This window comes from Pseudomonas sp. GW821-FHT01E05 (assembly GCF_059422425.1).
The window spans coordinates 171,510-190,400 of the sequence record NZ_JBWKWW010000002.1 but is presented as its reverse complement, the minus strand read 5'-3'; the positions used below and the strand labels follow the sequence as shown (position 1 = coordinate 190,400).

20 protein-coding genes are annotated in these 18,891 nt (G+C 60.0%); 7 read left to right on the top strand and 13 right to left on the bottom strand.

What is annotated here, in order from left to right; all coding sequences use genetic code 11:
• The first annotated feature begins 50 nt into the window (after positions 1–50).
• Positions 51–818, top strand: coding sequence for an SDR family oxidoreductase (locus AC07W5_RS04420; RefSeq protein ID WP_494993465.1), 768 nt, complete (start codon positions 51–53; stop codon positions 816–818).
• Positions 819–938: 120 nt separating this feature from the next.
• Here the strand turns inward: AC07W5_RS04420 and AC07W5_RS04415 are convergent, their stop codons facing one another.
• The 7 genes from AC07W5_RS04415 to AC07W5_RS04385 form a co-directional block, all read right to left on the bottom strand.
• Complete coding sequence (locus tag AC07W5_RS04415; RefSeq protein WP_495022855.1) at positions 939–2,066, bottom strand: AGE family epimerase/isomerase; 1,128 nt, start codon at positions 2,064–2,066, stop codon at positions 939–941.
• 271 nt (positions 2,067–2,337) lie between these two features.
• On the bottom strand, positions 2,338–2,910 hold the full coding sequence (locus AC07W5_RS04410) for a HupE/UreJ family protein (RefSeq protein ID WP_495022854.1): 573 nt from the start codon (positions 2,908–2,910) through the stop codon (positions 2,338–2,340).
• Positions 2,911–2,952: 42 nt separating this feature from the next.
• Positions 2,953–3,567 carry an urease accessory protein UreG gene (gene ureG, locus AC07W5_RS04405; RefSeq protein WP_494993468.1) on the bottom strand — a complete coding sequence of 205 codons (615 nt, stop codon included), beginning with the start codon at positions 3,565–3,567 and terminating at the stop codon, positions 2,953–2,955.
• A gap of 9 nt (positions 3,568–3,576) precedes the next feature.
• Positions 3,577–4,251 carry an urease accessory protein UreF gene (locus AC07W5_RS04400; protein WP_495022853.1) on the bottom strand — a complete coding sequence of 225 codons (675 nt, stop codon included), beginning with the start codon at positions 4,249–4,251 and terminating at the stop codon, positions 3,577–3,579.
• On the bottom strand, positions 4,248–4,748 hold the full coding sequence (ureE, locus tag AC07W5_RS04395; RefSeq protein WP_495011247.1) for an urease accessory protein UreE: 501 nt from the start codon (positions 4,746–4,748) through the stop codon (positions 4,248–4,250). Before ureE ends, AC07W5_RS04400 begins: the two co-directional genes overlap by 4 nt.
• Positions 4,749–5,053: 305 nt before the next feature.
• On the bottom strand, positions 5,054–5,686 hold the full coding sequence (locus AC07W5_RS04390; RefSeq protein ID WP_494993471.1) for a TetR family transcriptional regulator: 633 nt from the start codon (positions 5,684–5,686) through the stop codon (positions 5,054–5,056).
• Positions 5,687–5,852: 166 nt separating this feature from the next.
• Positions 5,853–6,200, bottom strand: a complete 348-nt coding sequence (locus tag AC07W5_RS04385; protein WP_495011248.1) for a hypothetical protein — start codon at positions 6,198–6,200, stop codon at positions 5,853–5,855.
• 391 nt (positions 6,201–6,591) lie between these two features.
• Between AC07W5_RS04385 and AC07W5_RS04380 the strand changes: the two genes are divergently transcribed.
• From AC07W5_RS04380 to AC07W5_RS04365, 4 genes are all read left to right on the top strand, one after another.
• The gene (locus AC07W5_RS04380; protein WP_495022852.1) at positions 6,592–8,667 is read left to right on the top strand and encodes an AsmA family protein; all 2,076 of its coding nucleotides are present in this window, start codon (positions 6,592–6,594) and stop codon (positions 8,665–8,667) included.
• A 189-nt stretch (positions 8,668–8,856) separates the two neighbouring features.
• A complete protein-coding gene (locus AC07W5_RS04375; RefSeq protein WP_494993474.1) occupies positions 8,857–9,747 on the top strand; it encodes an esterase/lipase family protein in 891 nt (296 codons plus the stop codon).
• 176 nt (positions 9,748–9,923) lie between these two features.
• Positions 9,924–10,229, top strand: a complete 306-nt coding sequence (locus AC07W5_RS04370; protein ID WP_494993475.1) for a PsiF family protein — start codon at positions 9,924–9,926, stop codon at positions 10,227–10,229.
• 129 nt (positions 10,230–10,358) lie between these two features.
• Positions 10,359–11,369, top strand: a complete 1,011-nt coding sequence (locus AC07W5_RS04365) for an AI-2E family transporter (RefSeq protein ID WP_494993476.1) — start codon at positions 10,359–10,361, stop codon at positions 11,367–11,369.
• Positions 11,370–11,507: 138 nt separating this feature from the next.
• Here the strand turns inward: AC07W5_RS04365 and AC07W5_RS04360 are convergent, their stop codons facing one another.
• The gene (locus AC07W5_RS04360; protein WP_495022851.1) at positions 11,508–12,776 is read right to left on the bottom strand and encodes an Hsp70 family protein; all 1,269 of its coding nucleotides are present in this window, start codon (positions 12,774–12,776) and stop codon (positions 11,508–11,510) included.
• A 297-nt stretch (positions 12,777–13,073) separates the two neighbouring features.
• On the opposite strand from AC07W5_RS04360, the gene AC07W5_RS04355 reads away from it, so the two are divergent.
• Together AC07W5_RS04355 and AC07W5_RS04350 are read left to right on the top strand one after the other, a co-directional pair.
• A complete protein-coding gene (locus AC07W5_RS04355) occupies positions 13,074–14,036 on the top strand; it encodes a DnaJ C-terminal domain-containing protein (RefSeq protein ID WP_494993478.1) in 963 nt (320 codons plus the stop codon).
• A gap of 2 nt (positions 14,037–14,038) precedes the next feature.
• Complete coding sequence (locus AC07W5_RS04350; RefSeq protein ID WP_494993479.1) at positions 14,039–14,344, top strand: chaperone modulator CbpM; 306 nt, start codon at positions 14,039–14,041, stop codon at positions 14,342–14,344.
• A gap of 36 nt (positions 14,345–14,380) precedes the next feature.
• Here the strand turns inward: AC07W5_RS04350 and AC07W5_RS04345 are convergent, their stop codons facing one another.
• The 5 genes from AC07W5_RS04345 to AC07W5_RS04325 all read right to left on the bottom strand — a co-directional run bounded on the left by AC07W5_RS04345 (position 14,381) and on the right by AC07W5_RS04325 (position 18,886).
• The gene (locus AC07W5_RS04345) at positions 14,381–15,508 is read right to left on the bottom strand and encodes a sensor histidine kinase (protein ID WP_495022850.1); all 1,128 of its coding nucleotides are present in this window, start codon (positions 15,506–15,508) and stop codon (positions 14,381–14,383) included.
• A 153-nt stretch (positions 15,509–15,661) separates the two neighbouring features.
• Positions 15,662–17,362 carry an urease subunit alpha gene (gene ureC / locus AC07W5_RS04340; RefSeq protein ID WP_495022849.1) on the bottom strand — a complete coding sequence of 567 codons (1,701 nt, stop codon included), beginning with the start codon at positions 17,360–17,362 and terminating at the stop codon, positions 15,662–15,664.
• Between the two features lie 142 nt (positions 17,363–17,504).
• On the bottom strand, positions 17,505–17,813 hold the full coding sequence (locus tag AC07W5_RS04335) for an urease subunit beta (RefSeq protein ID WP_494993482.1): 309 nt from the start codon (positions 17,811–17,813) through the stop codon (positions 17,505–17,507).
• Positions 17,810–18,346 (bottom strand): GNAT family N-acetyltransferase, encoded by a 537-nt coding sequence (locus tag AC07W5_RS04330; protein WP_494993483.1) that lies wholly within the window; start codon positions 18,344–18,346, stop codon positions 17,810–17,812. The genes AC07W5_RS04335 and AC07W5_RS04330 overlap by 4 nt, the downstream gene beginning before the upstream one ends.
• A 6-nt stretch (positions 18,347–18,352) precedes the next feature.
• On the bottom strand, positions 18,353–18,886 hold the full coding sequence (locus AC07W5_RS04325; protein ID WP_494993484.1) for a GNAT family N-acetyltransferase: 534 nt from the start codon (positions 18,884–18,886) through the stop codon (positions 18,353–18,355).
• Positions 18,887–18,891 lie beyond the last annotated feature (5 nt).

Sequence of the window (18,891 nt, the reverse complement as noted above, 5' to 3'; positions counted from 1 at the left end):
AGATGAATTTCTATTCCAATGGCTGCTTGAAGCCGAGCAAGGAGAACACGATGACATCCACCCTGTTTATTACCGGCGCGACTTCCGGTTTTGGTGAAGCCTGTGCCCGTCGGTTTGCCGAGGCCGGTTGGTCACTGGTGCTGACAGGTCGTCGTGAGGAGCGTCTGAATGCCTTGTGCGCCGAGCTCTCCAGGCAGACTGAAGTGCATGGCGTGGTGCTCGATGTGCGCGATCGCAAGGCCATGGAGGAGGCGATTGCCAATCTGCCGCCGTCCTTCAGCAAGCTGCGCGGGCTGATCAACAACGCTGGCCTGGCCCTGGGCGTCGACCCGGCACCCAAGTGTGATCTGGACGACTGGGACACCATGGTCGATACCAACATCAAAGGCCTGATGTACAGCACTCGCCTGTTGCTGCCACGCTTGATCGCCCACGGTCGCGGCGCCGGGATCATCAACCTTGGCTCCATCGCCGGTAACTATCCGTACCCGGGCAGCCACGTCTACGGCGCGAGCAAAGCTTTCGTCAAACAGTTCTCCTTGAACCTGCGCTGCGACCTGCAAGGCACCGGTGTACGGGTGACCAACATTGAGCCTGGCCTGTGCGAGAGCGAGTTCTCACTGGTGCGCTTTGCCGGTGATCAGGCTCGTTATGACGCTACTTACGCCGGCGCCGAAGCGATCCAGCCGCAGGACATCGCCGAAACGATTTTCTGGGTCCTCAACACCCCGGCCCATATCAACATCAACAGCCTTGAGCTGATGCCGGTGAGCCAGACCTGGAGTGGTTTCGCCATTGAGCGCGGGGCAAAGGGGTAACAACGAGTCAGATCATTCCCACGCTCTGCGTGGGAATGCCTCACTGGATGCTCCGCGTCCGCTCCAGATTGTGACGCAGAGCGTCACGGGCTGCATTCCCACGCGGGAGCGTGGCAACGATCATGCGTCAGCCAGTCCGCGATAGCAGGTCGCCAGATGATAAGGCGTGGTCGACGGCATATCCCTGCGGCTGACGGTGCCTGTTGCATCCAGGCATTCATACCAGCCACTGGCATGCAGAAAACGCTGTTGCAGCACGACCAGTTGGCGCTGCAGCAGTGCCTGGCTTTCAGGTCGCAACGTCAGCGCCCGCAAGTATTCAGCTTGTGCCCAGATGCGTTGGGTGCCGTCGCGAACGGTCCCGTCGATCTCCAGCATGCCGCTGACGGTGCCGGTTTGCGGGTCGACACCGACCTGTTCGGCGTAGGTGAAAGCGCGCTCCAGCGAGGCGTGCAGCGGCGTGCCTTTGAGCAATGGGGAAGATTCGAGCAGGAAGAACCATTCAAACTGATGTCCCGGTTCGAACCAGTTATCCACAGCCCCCAGCGGTTTCTCCATCATCACCCCGTGCTGACGGTCGATGAAGCGTCTTTGCATGGCATCGCACAACGTGCCGAGGGCCGCTTGCACAGTGGCGTCCTCGCGAACCGACAGCGTGGCGAGGAAGGCTTCAGCCAGGTGCATCAACGGGTTCTGCAACGGCCCTGACTTGAGCGATGACCAGTCTCGATCGAGACTGGACTCATACAACCCCTCGTGCGTGGCGAAGCGCTCGGCAACTACTTCCAGAGCAGCGTTGAGCACCGACTCCACCAGCGGCTCGCGAACCCTGGCCCAGTAATGGGCGCAGGCGAAGATGATGAATGCGTGGGTGTAGAGGTCTTTGCGCTTGTCCAGCGGCGCGCCATGGGCGTCGATACTGTAGAACCAGCCACCGTGCTCGGCATCATGGAAATGCCGCTGCAATGAGCGAAACAATGCCGCAGCACGGTCCTGGGCGGCGGGTACGCGGGGCTCGCCGATCAGGCTTGAGAATAGATACAACTGACGCGCGCAAGCCATGGCCCGGTAGCGTTGTGACGGCAATGGATGATGTTCGGCGTCCAGCGCCTCGTAAGGCAGCGCCAGTTCTGCATTCCAGCCGGGACCTTGCCAGAGCGGCACAATCACTTCACGGAAATGCTGCTGCACGGCAGCGAACAGGGCGGTCAATTCAGGCTGGGAGGCGGAGCTGGAAACATCGGGCATCGGCTGGCGTCGTCACGGCAGAGGTGTTTGCGCGACATGGTAGCAGGCGGTTGGGCGAGAGGCACTGATCGTTCCCACGCTCGCGCGTGGGAACGCCTCAATAGACGCTCTGCGTCTGCTTTTGAAGTGACGCAGAGCGTCACGGGCTGCATTCCCACGCAGAGCGTGGGAACGATCGTCACAGGTGATTTGTCGTCCGACGCAAATCCTGTAGGAGCAGCCGGTCGACGCTCGATTGCTCGCGATGAGGCCCGCCCAGACGATAGAACAATCAGCCTGCCAGCAACCAGACCCCAGTCGCCGCCGACGCTGCCCCGGCCAGGCGAACCAATGGCGCAGCCGCTTGCGGCAACACGCGCACCAGGGCGTAACCGGCGGCATGCAACGCCGCGGTGGCGGCAACAAACCCAGCGGCATAGGTCCAGGGGCTGGACATGTCCGGCAGCTCCAGGCCATGGGCCACGCCGTGAAACAGTGCAAACAGTGCCGTTGCGCCAATCGCCAGGCTCAACGGGGGCCGTACCGCCAGTGCCACGGCCAGACCCAACGCCAGCACGGAAGCCGCGATCCCGCTTTCCAGCGTCGGCAGGTCCAGCCCTTCAAAGCCGAGTATGCCGCCGATCAGCAGGGTGCCGACAAAGGTGCATGGCAGTGCCCAGCGTGCGGCGCCTTGCTGTTGTGCGGCCCATAGGCCGACGGCGAGCATCGCCAGCAGGTGATCGAGGCCGCCAATCGGGTGGCTGATACCTGCGATCAAGCCGTTGTCGTCATGGCCGGGGTGGGCGAAGGCCAGGGCCGGGGTGAGTAACAGCGCGAGGGCACCGAGAATACGGTTGGGTGTCATGAATTACGCTTTCCTTGTTGATGTTCTTTTTTAATAAGGGCATCAGGCCGCGGTCAGCAGCCCCTGGCGTTCGATAAAGGCAATGATCGCCTCCAGTCCGAGGCCGGTTTTCTGGTTGCTGAAGACGAACGGCTTATCGCCACGCATGCGTTTGGTGTCGCTGTCCATCATCTCCAGCGAAGCGCCCACCAGCGGTGCCAGGTCGATCTTGTTGATTACCAGCAGGTCGGATTTGCAGATCCCCGGGCCGCCCTTGCGTGGCAGCTTGTCGCCGGCCGAGACATCGATCACATAGATGGTCAGGTCGGACAGTTCCGGGCTGAAGGTTGCCGACAGGTTGTCGCCACCGGACTCCACCAGAATCAGGTCCAGACCCGGGAAGCGCCGGTTGAGTTGATCGACCGCCTCCAGGTTGATCGAGGCATCCTCACGAATCGCCGTGTGCGGGCAGCCGCCGGTTTCCACGCCGATGATCCGCTCCGGGGCCAGTGCCTCGTTACGCACCAGAAAGTCAGCATCTTCGCGGGTGTAGATATCGTTGGTAACCACTGCCAGGTTGTAGCGCTCGCGCAGGGCCAGACACAGGGCCAGAGTCAGGGCGGTCTTGCCGGAGCCGACCGGGCCGCCGATACCAACGCGCAACGGTTGTGCGTTCATGTGTTTCTCCTAGGAACGGAATAGACGGCTGTACTGGCGCTCATGGGCCATGCATGCCAGGGACAGGCCGAAAGCGGCGCTGCCGTAATGATGAGGAGCGATGTTCGACGCGTTTTGCTGGGCCTGTTGCAGCAGCGGCAGCAGTTCGCTGGTCAGGCGTTGGGCGGCTTGCTGGCCGAGCGGCATGGTCTTCATCAGCACTGCCAATTGGTTTTCCAGCCAGCTCCAGAGCCAGGCGGCCAGCGCGTCCTGCGGGCTGATCTGCCAGGCTCTGGCGGCCAGTGCCCAGCCGAGGGCCAGGTGGGGCTCGGGGCGTTGTGCGAGAAAATCCCGGGCAGGGCCGTCCAGTTCCGGCAAGCCATTAAGCAGTTGTTGCAGGGAATAGCCCATCTGCCGACTTTCCTGGTGCAACTCACGGGTCTCGCGACTGGCACGGTGTTGTTCGCATAGTTGCAGCAGTTCTGCCCAGTCTTCATTCGCCGCGGCGTTGCAATGGGCGAGCAGTAGCGGTGCTTCAAAACGCGCCAGATTGAGCAGCAACTGGTCACTGATCCAGCGTCGGGCACTTTGCGGGTCGATCACTCGCGCTTGCTCCACGGCCATTTCCAGGCCTTGGGAGTAGCTGTAGCCGCCAATCGGCAGTTGCGGACTGGCCAGGCGCAGCAAGGCCCAGGCAGGGTTCATGTACGCACGCCGAACTGGTGCAGGCGCGGCGGGTAGTTGAAATCCTCGTCGCCGTGCCGGGAGTGGTGATGGCCGCCGCCATAGGCACCGTGTTCCGGCTGGAAAGGCGCTTCGAGGGTTTCGGTATGGGCGCCAAGCTGTTCGAGCATGGCTTTGAGCACGTAGTCGTCGAGCAGGCGCAACCAGCCATCGCCGACTTGCAGGGCGACGTGCCGATTACCCAGGTGATAGGCGGCGCGGGTCAGTTCGAAGGCATTGGCGCAGGTGACATGCAGCAGTTGCTCGGGGCGAGCGCAGACGCGAACGATACGACCGTCCTCGGATTGGAGGAACTCGCCGTCATGCAACGGTGGCTGACCGCGCTCCAAAAACAGCCCGACGTCTTCACCTTCGGCACTGAAACAGCGCAGACGGCTTTTGCTGCGGGCCTCGAAATTCAGGTGCAGTTCGGCGGCCCAGAGGGGTTGAGGGTCGATTCTGCGATGAATCACCAGCATCGGAAGGCTTCCAGCAATGGACAATGCTCAGGTTAGAGCAAGGGGCTTGCCAATCGGGTGAGATGTGGGAAATGTCTGTCGCAGTGTAGTTTGCGCTAGAAAAAGGTGCGCAGGATTTGGGAGGGTGTGGATAACTTTGGTGCGGTCAGGGAATTTTTGCACCATCTTGAAGCGATGTGATGATCGTTCCCACGCTCCCGCGTGGGAATGCAGCCCGTGACGCTCTGCGTCACATCCAGAGCGGACGCTGAGCGTCCAGTGAGGCATTCCCACGCGGAGCGTGGGAACGATCTAAAAGGATCAACCTACTCTGTACTCCCCAATCCCTGCCAATGCTTGAGGCCAATAAAGATAAAGCGCAGTTGCTGGGTAATCTTGGCCTGTGGCGTGAGGTGTTCGGGCAGGGCTTCGGCGGGTGGGTCGATGATGTCCGGCAGGGTGGCGAACACGCTTTTGACGATCAAATCGGCCATGACCGTCAGGCCGGCGACATCGAGGTGCTGCAATTTGGGCATCAAGCTCAGGTCTGCGGCCAGGTCCGAGCTGATGTTTTCCCGCAGGGCGGCGATCGCTTGGCGCACTGGCAGCGAGCCACCATATTGTTCGCGGGCGAGAAACAGGAATTGCGAGCGATTGGCCGCGACGACATCGAGAAAAATCCGTACCGAAGCATCGATGATGCCACCCATGACGAACTCATTGTGTCGCACCAGGCGGATGGTGGCGCGGAAGGTCTGACCGACTTCGCTTACCAGCACCAGACCCAGCTGATCCATATCGGCAAAGTGTCGGTAGAAACCTGTTGGTACAATCCCGGCGGTTTTTGCCACTTCGCGCAGGCTCAGGCTGCCGAATCCTCGGCCGCACTCCATCAGGTGGCGAGCAGCGTCCATCAGGGCGTTGCGGGTCTGTTGTTTCTGTTCGGCGCGGGGCAGCATCGGGCGGCGGATTTCCGGTCAAGGACAGCGGCGCACTCTAGCAAATCAACTTTGCCGGCGTCGAACTTGAGTCGAAGTAGAGAAGGGGCGAGGCGTGGGAGGTGCTACTTATACACAGTCAAAGCCCGATCCAGGGATCGGGCTTTTTTCCAGGGCAAGCACAGGCTTAGCTCACGGCTTGATGACGTTCGGCCAGGCGATCAGCGCCGCCTTCGGCTACGGTTTGACCTTGATGAGTGCGGTTGTAGCCATCTTCAACCAGACCTTTTTGCTCCAGACGATCACGGCCACCTTCAGCAACGGTTTGGCCTTGTGGAGTACGCTCAAAGCCATCGGCGGCGACTTTGTTACGTTCGATCAAACGGTCCGAACCACCTTCAGCGACGGTCTGAGTGAAAACCGAGTGACCGTGACTGTCTTTCACCTGAGGCGTGGCTTGCTCGGCGGCTGGCAGGGCGAACGCATTGGCGGCCAGGACCGAGAGGGTCAGACTAAGCAGTAATTGGCGTTTCATGATGGGTTGCTCCTCGGGAGGGCGATAAAGTGGGTACGGAGGCAATGCTACTCTTGCTAAATCGATATAAAAGTTCATAACGGCAATGGTAATAATCAACAGAATTGATTGTTTAGAGAAAAGGCTCTAGACCGGGCGCCTCAGGCGGAAGCTTTTGCACTGGAGTGGGTATTTTCGACCCGCTTTCGCCTTGCAAAAGTGCAGGTTCAGTAATGAAAAACTGTCTTTATGGTCAGAAATATGCCGATGTTTGCGCTTGATAAATTGACCTTAGGGTTAAACCTGCGCACCGTTTGCCAGTCGTAGTTTCCACTGCGGGTCGATTCCAGATCTGCCGCTTCACACGTGCGTCGCAATTGGGGCGCTCAGCCGTAATCAGGAGCCCTGTGCAATGACGCGCACTCGTAAAATTCTCGTTTGGACGGTCGCCAGTCTCATTGTTCTGCTGACCATTCTGGTTCTGATCATCGGCCTCTTTGACTGGAACCGGATCAAGCCGCCACTCAACAGCAAAGTCTCTGAAGAGCTGCACCGCGCCTTCGCCATCAACGGCAATCTATCGGTGATCTGGCAGCGCGAGCTCGACGAGGGCGGCTGGCGGGCTCTGGTTCCGTGGCCGCATGTGGTGGCTGAAGACCTGACCCTGGGCAACCCGGACTGGTCGAAGACTGCGCAGATGATCAACCTCAAGCGTGTCGAACTGCGCATCTCGCCGCTGGGGTTGCTGACCCGGCGGGTGGTGATCCCGCGCATTGATCTCACGGAGCCCAATGCCACTCTGGAACGCCTGGCCGATGGCCGTGCCAACTGGACCTTCCGGTTCGCCCCGAAAGACCCGAGCGCCGAACCCTCCCGCTGGGTGGTGGAGATTGGCGCCATCGGTTTCGACAAGGGCCACATCACCTTCGACGATCAAAGCCTGAAAACCCGGCTCGACCTGCTGATCGATCCGCTGGGCAAGCCGATCCCGTTCAGTGACATCGTCGGCGATACGGCGGCAAAAAAGGCACTTGAGAAGGGTTCTGCGCCACAGGATTACGCGTTTGCCTTGAAGGTCGAAGGCCAATACCACGACCAAAAACTTGCAGGTACCGGCAAGATCGGTGGTCTGCTGGCGTTGCAGGACGCTGCCAAGCCTTTCCCGCTGCAAGCCCGGGTCAAGATCGCAGACACCAGCGTCGAGCTGGCCGGCACCCTGACTGACCCGCTCAATCTCGGCGCGCTGGATTTGCGTCTGAAGCTGGCCGGCAGCAGCCTGGCTAACCTCTATCCCCTGACCGGCGTGACATTGCCGGATTCGTCGGCCTATGCAACCGCTGGTCACCTGATCGCCAACCTGCGTGAGGCGGATGGCGCTTCGTTTCATTATGAGGAATTCAACGGCAAGATCGGCAGCAGCGACATTCACGGCAATCTGGCCTATGTCGCCAGTAAACCGCGGCCCAGACTCAGCGGTGTGCTGATCTCCGATCAACTGCGGTTTGCTGACCTCGCACCGCTGATTGGCGCCGATTCGAACGCCAGGCAAAAAGCCCGTGGTGGCGAAGGCAAGCAGCCGGCGACCAAGGTGCTGCCGGTCGAAGAGTTTCGTACCGAGCGTTGGCGCGATATGGATGCGGATGTCGAGTTCACCGGCAAAAGTATCGTCCACAGTACCGAATTGCCCTTCACTGATCTCTACACCCACCTGATTCTCAATGACGGCCAATTGAACCTTGAGCCTCTACGTTTTGGCGTGGCCGGTGGCAAGCTGGATGCGCAGATTCGTTTAGACGGGCGCACGGCTCCGCTGAAAGGGCGGGTGAAACTGACGGCACGTAATTTCAAACTCAAGCAACTGTTCCCGACCTTCGAACCGATGAAAACCAGTTTTGGCGAGCTCAACGGTGATGCTGACATCGCGGGTCGCGGCAACTCGGTGGCGGCGTTGCTGGGGACCGCCAATGGTGATCTGAAAATGCTGATCAACGATGGCGCCATTAGCCGCAGCCTGATGGAAATTGCCGGGCTCAATGTCGGCAATTACGTGGTCGGGAAAATGTTTGGCGACAAGGAAGTGAAGATCAACTGTGCGGCGGCTGACTTTGACATCAAGACCGGGTTGGCCACGACCCGCCTGTTTGTGTTCGATACCGAGAACGCGATCATCTACATCGACGGCACAGCCAACATGGCCAGCGAGCAGCTGGACTTGGCGATCACCCCGGATTCCAAGGGCATGCGCCTGTTCTCGCTACGTTCGCCGCTGTATGTGCGCGGTCCCTTCATCAAACCGGATGCCGGTGTGAAAGCGGTGCCCTTGATGTTGCGCGGTGCCGGGATGGTGGCGTTGGGGGTGATTGCCGGGCCTGCTGCGGGGCTGCTGGCCCTGGTGGCGCCAAGCGGTGGAGAGCCGAATCAATGTGCGCCGCTGCTGGCACAGATGAAGGCAGGTACGGCACCGGTGATGGTCAAGTCGAGCAAGTGATTTTCATGGCATCTGCCATGACGCCATCGCAAGTTGCCCGTGAGCATCGCTGACCCGACCTGGACCGCTATCGGGGTGGCCGGGTTGAAATAGCGTCATGGGCTTGTCATCGAGGCTGCCGATGCTGGCTCATTCCCCAGCCATTACGTCTAGGATGGGAGGCTCAGGTCAGGTCAGGAACGTTCGTCCATGCCGCAAGAATCCGCCACGCGTTATCCCTTGGTGTTGGTCCCGGGGATGTTGGGGTTTATCCGCTTGTTGCTCTACCCATACTGGTACGGAATTATTTCGGCCCTGCGCCGTGGCGGGGCGACGGTGATCGCAGTGCAAGTCTCGCCGCTCAACTCCAGTGAGGTGCGCGGTGAGCAGCTGTTGATGCGCATCGAAGCGATTTTGCGCGAGACCGGTGCCGCCAAAGTCAATTTGATCGGCCACAGCCAAGGTTCGTTGACGGCGCGTTACGCCGCAGCCAAACGCCCGGACTGGGTGGCCTCGGTGACCTCGGTGGCGGGTCCGAATCATGGATCAGAGTTGGCGGATTACCTGCACATCCATTACCCCTCGGACAGTCCTCGCGGGCGCCTGCTGAGCTTTGCGCTGTGGCTGATCGCGGCGTTGATGAGTCTGCTGGAAACCGGCTATCGCGGGCCGAAATTGCCGGTGGATATCCAGGCCTCCCACCAATCGCTGACCACCGAGGGCGTGGCGTTGTTCAACCGCCAATACCCCCAGGGTTTGCCCGACACGTGGGGCGGGCACGGCGCTGAAGTGGTCAACGGTGTGCGCTATTACTCCTGGTCCGGGACCTTGCAGCCGGGCAAGACTGATCGGGGCTGTAACCTGTTTGATGGCACTAACCGCAGCTGCCGGTTATTTGCCAAAACCTTCGTCCGCGAAGCCGGGCACTGCGATGGCATGGTCGGGCGCTACAGCTCCCACCTGGGCACGGTGATTGGCGATGAGTATCCGCTGGATCACTTCGACATCGTCAACCAGTCACTGGGACTGGTGGGCAAAGGCGCCGAGCCGATTCGGTTGTTTGTCGAGCATGCACAGAGGTTGAAGATGGCGGGTGTGTAGTCGCGTTTCTTGAGACTGACCGCGTTATCGTTCATCGCGATGTTCCAGCGCCAGGCCGGCTGTCCTCTGGAGCATAATCGTCGGACTCACCTACAGATTCAGTGAAGGCGTAACAGCGGTTGTCTACACTGCGAAAGAAGCCGTGCCCCTCGGTGCGGTAACAAGGAGAAAACTCCATGAAGATGCTGCGTATCCCTTTGTTGATGGTGGGTTTGCTGATCTGTTCCCAAGGCTTTGCCGCCACTGCCCAACAGAACAAGATGGCCACTTGTAACGCCGATGCCACCGCGAAAACCCTCAAAGGCGACGAGCGCAAAGCCTTTATGAGCACGTGCCTGAAAGCTGCGCCAGCGGCACAAGCAGCCAAACCAATGACGCCTCAACAAGAGAAGATGAAAACCTGCAACGCCACGGCCGCTACTCAGGCGCTTAAAGGGGATGCACGCAAAACCTTCATGAGTGATTGCCTGAAGAAAAAATAACCCGGGCTCTCGTCGTAGGAGCAGGGGGGGCAGGCGTCCCCGCTGCTACTACAGATATCCTTGCGCTCGCTTCAGCGTCTGAACGCTGGCAGACTGCCAATCCTTTAACGCCGTTCGTTTTGAGGCTGTATGCCAACGTTTTCTCAGCGTCATCTATTGTTCTTCAGTTGGGTGATCATTTTTGGCGGCTTGTTGTTGATCTTGCCGCTGCGCTTGTTGCCGAGTCTGCTCGCCGGTTTGCTGGTGTTCGAACTGGTCAACATGCTCACCCCGCAACTGCAACGGTTGATCGAAGGGCGACGGGCGCGCTGGTTGGCGGTGGCGTTGCTCGGCACCCTGGTGGTCAGCGTACTGACGCTGATTTTTGCCGGGGCCATTAGCTTCCTGCTGCATGAAGCGGAGAATCCCGGGGCTTCCCTGGACAAATTCATGGGCGTGGTGGACAAGGCTCGCGGGCAGCTGCCGCCGTTTATCGACGCCTATTTACCGGCCAGCGCGGCCGAGTTCCGGGTGGCCATCGGCGACTGGGTGACCAAGCACCTGAGCGATCTGCAATTGGTTGGCAAGGACGCGGCGCACATGTTCGTGACACTGCTGATCGGCATGGTGCTCGGTGCAATCATCGCCTTGCAGCGGGCGCCGGACCTCACCAACCGCAAACCGCTGGCGGCGGCGTTGTTCGATCGGCTGCACCTTTTGGTACAGGCGTTTCGCAATATCGTCTTCGCGCAGATCAAGATTTCCCTGCTCAACACGACGTTCACTGCAGTCTTCCTTGCACTGATCCTGCCGATGTTCGGGATCAAATTGCCGCTGACCAAAACCCTGATCGTGCTGACTTTCCTGCTCGGCCTGCTACCGGTCATCGGTAACCTGATGTCGAATACGTTGATCACTATTGTCGGATTGTCACTGTCGATTTGGGTGGCAGTGGCAGCGCTGGGTTATCTGATTTTTATCCACAAGCTGGAATATTTCCTCAACGCGCGGATCGTCGGCGGGCAGATCAGTGCCAAGTCCTGGGAGTTACTGCTGGCAATGCTGGTGTTCGAAGCCGCGTTCGGCCTGCCGGGAGTGGTGGCAGGGCCGATTTATTACGCGTATTTGAAGAGTGAGTTGAAACAGGTGGGGTTGGTTTAAGCTGCAGGTTGTTGTTGATCGTTCCCACGCTCTGCGTGGGAATGCATCCGGTGACGCTCCGCGTCACATCCAAAGTGGACGCAGAGCGTCCATGGCGGCATTCCCACTCGGAGCGTGGGACCGATCTGCAGGCAGGACTCAGCAGCCGTACCGCTTCATGGCTTCGATCGCCAGACCGCTGCCGATGCTGCCGAAGATATTCCCTTCAACATGCCGCGCGTTCGGCAGCATCGCCGAGACGCTCTGGCGCAGGGCCGGGATGCCACTCGAACCGCCGGTGAAGAACACCGTGTCGACCTGATCGACGCGCACATCGGCATCGCTCAGCAAGCTGGTAACGCTGTTGCGGATGCGTTCGAGCTGATTGTCGATGGCCGACTCGAACAGCACCCGGCTCAATTCCACGCTCAAACCAGGCTCGATGCGATCAAGCGGCACATGGCGGCTTTCGGCGTGGGTCAGCTGGATCTTGGTTTCTTCCACTTCCATCGCCAGCCAGTGCCCGGCACGCTGTTCTATCAGCTTGAACAGACGGTCGATGCCACCGGTGTCTTCGATGTCGTAGCGCATGCTGCCCAAGGCGAGCTGGGATTTCTGCGAATACACCGAGTTGATCGTGTGCCAGGTCGCCAGGTTCATGTGGTGGCTGGTGGGCATGTAGGCCTGGCTCTTCATCCGGCTGCCGTAACCGAACAGTGGCATTACGCCTTGCAGGCTCAACTGCTTGTCGAAGTCAGTCCCGCCCACATGCACACCGCCGGTGGCGAGGATGTCATCGTGGCGCTGGTCCATAGCGCGGCGCTCCGGGGACAAACGCACCAGCGAGAAGTCCGAAGTACCACCGCCGATGTCGACGATCAGCACCAGCTCTTCGCGTTCAATGGTCGACTCATAGTCGAAGGCCGCGGCAATCGGTTCGTACTGAAAGGACACGTCCTTGAAGCCGATAGCACGTGCCACGTCCACCAGCGTGTTTTCAGCCTCTTGGTCGGCCAGCGGATCATCGTCGACAAAAAACACCGGCCGGCCGAGCACGACTTCTTCGAATTCATGACCGGCGGTCGCCTCGGCGCGTTTCTTCAACTGACCGATGAACAGCCCGAGCAGATCCTTGAATGGCATGGCCGTGCCAAGCACGCTGGTGTCGTGCTTGATCAGCTTGGAGCCCAGCAGGCTCTTGAGCGAGCGCATCAACCGGCCTTCGTAGCCTTCCAGGTATTCGTGCAACGCCAGCCGACCGTAGACCGGGCGGCGTTCCTCGATGTTGAAGAAGACCACCGATGGAAGGGTGATCTTGTCGTCCTCCAGCGCGATAAGCGTTTCCATGCCGGGACGCAGCCAGCCGACAGTGGAGTTGGACGTGCCGAAGTCGATGCCGCAGGCACGGGCTGGAGATGCGTTTTTCATGTCTTTCGAGTTCCGGTTAAAAAACGGCCGCGCAGTGTATGTCAGCGCGGTGAAGAATCGTAGGCCGACTATCCGCTAAATCACGCGATTAAGCAGACTTGAAAGACTATCCTTCACCCCCAAACTTGCAGGCATGGGCCTGGTAGCCTCAGAACGCTCAAAATAGGTGCGCCGGCTGCCGATAAACTTCTGATGCACCGCTCGGTCACAAGATCGAGATCGGTCAATCCAAACGCTGCCAAAGAGAGCATGCTGTGCCTGGCTGCGTGATATCGATAACGGATGGTGATTGCCTCGATGGACTTCAAAGATTATTACAAGATTCTCGGTGTGGAGCCGACTGCGGACGACAAGGCGATCAAGGCCGCGTACCGCAAACTGGCACGCAAATACCACCCCGACGTCAGCAAGGAAAGGGACGCCGAGAGCAAGTTCAAGGACGCGTCCGAGGCGTATGAGGCGCTGAAAAGTGCCGACAAGCGCGCCGAATACGATGATCTGCGCAAATATGGCCAGCATGGCCAGCCGTTCCAGGGCCCGCCGGGTTGGCAGAGACGTGGTGGCGCTGGTGCAGGTGCAGGTGGTTACGGGCAGGACACCGGCGATTTTTCGGACTTTTTCAGTTCGATCTTCGGCTCGCGTGGCAGTGGTTTTGGTGGTGGACAATCAGGTCGTAGCACCGGTCGTAGAGGGCAGGATGTGGAAATGGAGTTGCCGATTTTTCTGGAAGAGACCCTGTCGACCGAGTCGAAGAAGGTCAGCTTTCAGGTGCCGCAGTACAACGCCGCCGGTCAGCACGTCAGCAACACCAGCAAAAGCCTGAACGTGAAGATCCCGGCCGGCGTGACCGACGGCGAGCGCATCCGCCTCAAAGGCCAGGGGGCACCGGGTGTAGGCGGGGGGACCAATGGCGACTTGTACCTGACCATCCGTTTCGCGCCACATCCCAAATTCGATGTCGAAGGTGAAAACCTGATCATCACCCTGCCGCTGGCCCCTTGGGAGCTGGCGCTGGGCACTGAAGTCGCGGTGCCGACCCTGACCGGCAAGATCCATCTGAAGGTTCCGGCCGGCAGCCAGAACGGCCAACGCATGCGAGCCAAAGGCCATGGTCTGCTGAACAAGGCTGGCCACCGTGGTTATCTGTTCGTGCAATTGAAAGCGGTCATGCCCAAACACAGCAACGACGCGATCAAGGCGTTGTGGCAGGAACTGGCGCAAAAAGCCGCTTTTGACCCGAGAGAACACTGGAGTAACTGATCATGCGCAGTACCCTGATCGTTCAACTGGACATGGAAGAATTCTGTGAGGTGACTGACTTGTCGGCTGCCTACGTGATCGAAATCGTCGAACACGGCATCCTCGAACCTCAGGGTAACGGGCCCGGGAATTGGCGTTTTACCGACTACGAAGTGGCTGTGGCCAAACGTGCGATCAAGCTGCGTCGGGATCTTGAACTCGAATGGGAAGGGGTCGCCCTGGCCCTGGACCTGCTTGAGGAGGTCCAGCAACTGCGGGCAGAGAATCAGATGCTCAAACAGCGGTTGGGGCGACTGGTGGTGGAATAAACGGGGGTGTCGTTCACCACCAAAAAATCTTTGCCTTTACATCTTCTTGGGCAATACCACCGTAAACGTCGTGCCATCCGCTTCGCTCGAGCTGACTTCGATCGTGCCCTGATGGGCGCAGACCACTTCCTTGACGATGAACAGGCCCAGGCCAAGGCTGGTCGACGGGCCTGCCAGTTCCTCGCTGGCGCTGCGCACCAGCGGGTCGAAGATGGTGGCGATGGCGTCCTCGGGTATCGGCGCGCCATAGTTGTGCATGGTCAGTGTCACGCTGTCTTCGTGACCGCTGATGGTCAAGGTCACAACGTGGCTGTTGGCGCCGTGCTGCAGGGCATTGCCGATCAGGTTTTGCAGCATTTGATCGATCCGCCCGCGGTCCCATACGCCTTGGGTATCGCCCTCAATGGTCAGGACCGGCGTGCAGGCCGGCTGGCCGGCACAGGCTTCGTCCATGGCGGCCCTGGCGGCGCTGGCCAGGTCCATGGCTGCGGGTTCGACCGGCAGGCTACTGCCGAGACGGCTGCGCACCAGTTCCAGCAGATCGCTGACCATCGCCCCCATGTGCCGCGCGCCGCTTTTGATGTTTGAGACATAACCGAGCGCATCGGTATCCAGTCGGGCTTTACGCACCAGCATTTCGGCGGACATGCTGACCGCCTGCAATGGGGCACGCAGGTCATGACCGAGGATGGCCAGGAAGATATCCCGTGAACGATTGACCTGCTCGGCGTAAGCGGCGGTGGATTCGGCCAGTGCTTCGTCGATGGCTTCGTTGAAGCGGATCATGTCCTGAAAGTAGGCCAGTTCCGGCGAGTTCAGGCCGCCTACCCACAGACGAATCACGCAGGCGCGCAAATGCCGGAACTCCGAGGTCATCTGCACCAGATCAAACCCCACGTTGTGCCTGAGCTCGCCGTGGCTGGCCGCGGCTTTATTCAGGCTCGGGGTTTTCTGCGGACCTTCGCCCATGGCCTTGGCGGCTTGTTCGCTGGCGGTCTGTGCGGTCTGCATGTCGCGTGACGCGGCCAGCAGGATCGACTTTGCGTGATCGCGCAGGACCGTCCGATCCATTGGGTCAGCGTCAGGTGCGATGGCGTTGGCAAATTGCTCCCATTCATCGACGATACGATCCATGTGTTGCACGATGAATTCGGAGAGACGCATGGTCGATGGCCCCGGGCAGTGAGCGCTGGAAGGTCTTGCATCATAGCGCCTTTGCGTTCGAGTAAAAAAGATCGGTTCGAACCCTCGGGCCTGCAAGGCCCGAGGGGGCCGAATCGATCCGACCACCGGGTTCTTCTGCCATACAACCGAGGATCAAAACAGAAAGTAGCGCTGCGCCATTGGCAACACATCTGCTGGCTCACACCAGAGCAAAATGCCATCAGCCTTGACCTGATAAGTCTGCGGATCGACGTCGATATTCGGTAGGTAATCGTTATGGATCAGGTCGGTTTTCTGCACCTCGCGGCAACCTTTGACCACGGCGATTTTCTTCTTCAGACCCAATGATTCCGGGATGCCAGCCTCCTGTGCCGCCTGGCTGATAAAGGTCAGGCTGGTGGCATGCAGTGAGCCACCATAACTGGCAAACATCGGGCGGTAATGCACCGGTTGAGGGGTGGGGATCGAGGCATTGGCGTCGCCCATCAGGCTGGCGGCAATCGCCCCGCCCTTGAGGATCAAGGTCGGTTTGACGCCAAAGAATGCCGGGCGCCAGAGCACCAGGTCCGCCCATTTACCCACTTCGATTGAACCCACTTCGTGGCTGATGCCATGGGTGATCGCCGGGTTGATGGTGTATTTGGCGATGTAGCGTTTGACGCGGAAATTGTCGTTGCCCTCAACGTCACCCGGCAGTGGGCCGCGCTGCTTTTTCATTTTGTCGGCGGTCTGCCAGGTGCGGGTGATGACTTCACCGACACGGCCCATGGCCTGGCTGTCGGAGCTGATCATCGAGAATGCACCGAGGTCGTGCAGGATGTCTTCAGCTGCAATCGTCTCGCGGCGGATACGGCTTTCGGCGAAGGCCACGTCCTCGGCGATACTTGGGTCCAGATGATGGCAAACCATCAGCATGTCCAGGTGTTCGTCGATGGTGTTGCGGGTGAACGGTCGGGTCGGGTTGGTCGAGCTTGGCAGCACGTTTGGTAAACCGCAGGCCTTGATGATGTCCGGAGCGTGGCCGCCGCCCGCACCTTCGGTGTGGTAGGTGTGGATGGTCCGGCCCTTGAACGCGGCGAGGGTGGTTTCGACGAAGCCGGATTCGTTCAGGGTGTCGGTGTGGATCGCCACCTGCACGTCATACTGGTCGGCGACGCTCAGGCAGTTGTCGATGGCTGCCGGTGTCGTACCCCAGTCTTCATGCAGCTTGAGGCCGATGGCCCCGGCCTTGACCTGTTCGATCAGCGGCTCCGGCAGGCTGGCATTGCCTTTGCCGGTGAAACCGATGTTCATCGGGAAGGCGTCGGCGGCCTGCAGCATGCGCGCCAGGTGCCAAGGGCCGGAGGTGCAGGTGGTGGCATTGGTGCCGGTGGCAGGGCCGGTGCCGCCACCGATCATGGTGGTGACGCCGCTCATCAGCGCTTCTTCGATCTGCTGTGGGCAGATGAAGTGGATGTGGGTGTCGATACCGCCGGCGGTGAGGATCATGCCTTCACCGGCGATCACTTCGGTGCTGGCGCCGATCGCGATGGTCACATTGGGCTGGATGTCCGGGTTGCCGGCCTTGCCGATGGCGGCGATGCGCCCGTCCTTGAGGCCGACGTCGGCTTTGACGATGCCCCAGTGGTCGATGATCAACGCGTTGGTGATCAGCGTGTCGACCACGTCGCGGGCCAGCAGTTGACCCTGGCCCATACCGTCGCGGATCACCTTGCCACCACCGAACTTCACCTCGTCACCGTAGGTGGTGAAGTCTTTTTCCACCTCGATCCACAGCTCGGTGTCGGCCAGACGGACCTTGTCACCGACTGTGGGGCCGAACATGTCGGCGTAGGCTTGTTTAGAAATTTTCATGTGCTTGCCTTGGAATTCAATGATCGTTCCCATGCTCTGCGTGGGAATGCCGCCATGGACGCTCTGCGTCCGCCGTTATGTGACGCGGAGCGTCACGGGATGCATTCCCACGCGGGAGCGTGGGAACGATCATTTAAAAAAGTCAATCCAGATCACCCATTATCCGTCCGGCAAACCCGAACACCCGGCGATGCCCGGCCAGGTCCACGAGTTCGATGTCTCGGCTCTGCCCCGGCTCGAAGCGCACGGCGGTGCCGGCCGGGATATTCAGGCGCATGCCGCGGCTGGCGGCGCGGTCGAAGGTCAGGGCGTCATTGGTTTCGAAAAAATGATAGTGCGAACCGACCTGGATCGGCCGGTCACCGCTGTTGGCAACGCTCAGGCTCAAGGTGCGGCGCCCGGCATTGAGTTCGATGTCGCCGGGCTGGATCTGATATTCGCCAGGGATCATGGGTTCACTCCGCGGAGGATTTTGTAATAGATGGCGGTGGGGTGGTATTGACCGTTCGGACGGCAGGCGTAGTCCGGTATTTCGCCGACGCGGACGTAACCCAGGGATTGGTATAGGGCTTCGGCCGCTGATCCGGCCTCAGTGTCCAGATACAGCATGCCGCGCTTGTACTGCACCGCTGTCTGCTCCAGCACCTGCATCAACTGCTGACCAAGGCCGCGGCGACGGGTGTGACTGCGCACCTGCAGTTTTTGTACTTCGGCGCGGTTCAGGCCATTGGCCTTTTGGCACAGGCTCAGTTGCACAGTGGCCAGCACCTGCTCTTCATGGACCACCACCCAGAGCAGGCGGCTGCCTTGTTCGAGCTCTGCCTGGACCTCGTCGTAGTAGGCCCGTGCCTGGCTGGCATCCAGATCCGCCATGAAGCCGATCGATGCGCCGTTACCCACGCAATCGAGCAACAGTTCAATCAAACCCTGGCGGTAGTGCGCAAAGCTTTCGGCATGGACTCGACGCAGTTGGGCAGCGTTCATCGGGTATCACTCCTTGTTGGCGACTGGCGGCTCCGCGCCTGGGTTGAGGGTCAATTGCATGAAGGTCAGGTCGAGCCAGCGACCGAACTTGGTGCCCACTTGTGGCATCTGCCCGGTGGTGATGAAACCGACTCGTTCGTGCAGTCGGATCGAGGCGGCGTTGCCACTCTCGATAGCGGCGACCATCACGTGTTTGTTGCAGTCTTTGGCACGCTCGATCAATGCCGCCATCAGCCGTGGGCCGAGGCCGTTGCCGCGCTGGTCGCTGCGTACGTAAACCGAGTGTTCAACGGTGTGCCGGAAGCCATCGAAGGGCCGCCAGTCACCAAACGAAGCGTAGCCGAGTACGCTGTTGTCACCGTCGACAATCACCAGAATCGGATAACCCTGAGACTGCCGGGCACTGAACCAGGCCTGGCGGTTACCGAGGTCGACGGCCTGTTCGTTCCAGATCGCCGTGGTGTTGAGCACGGCGTCGTTATAGATGTCACGGATCGCCGGCAGATCGGCATGCTGCGCGTCACGAATGCTGTAAGTCATGGCAC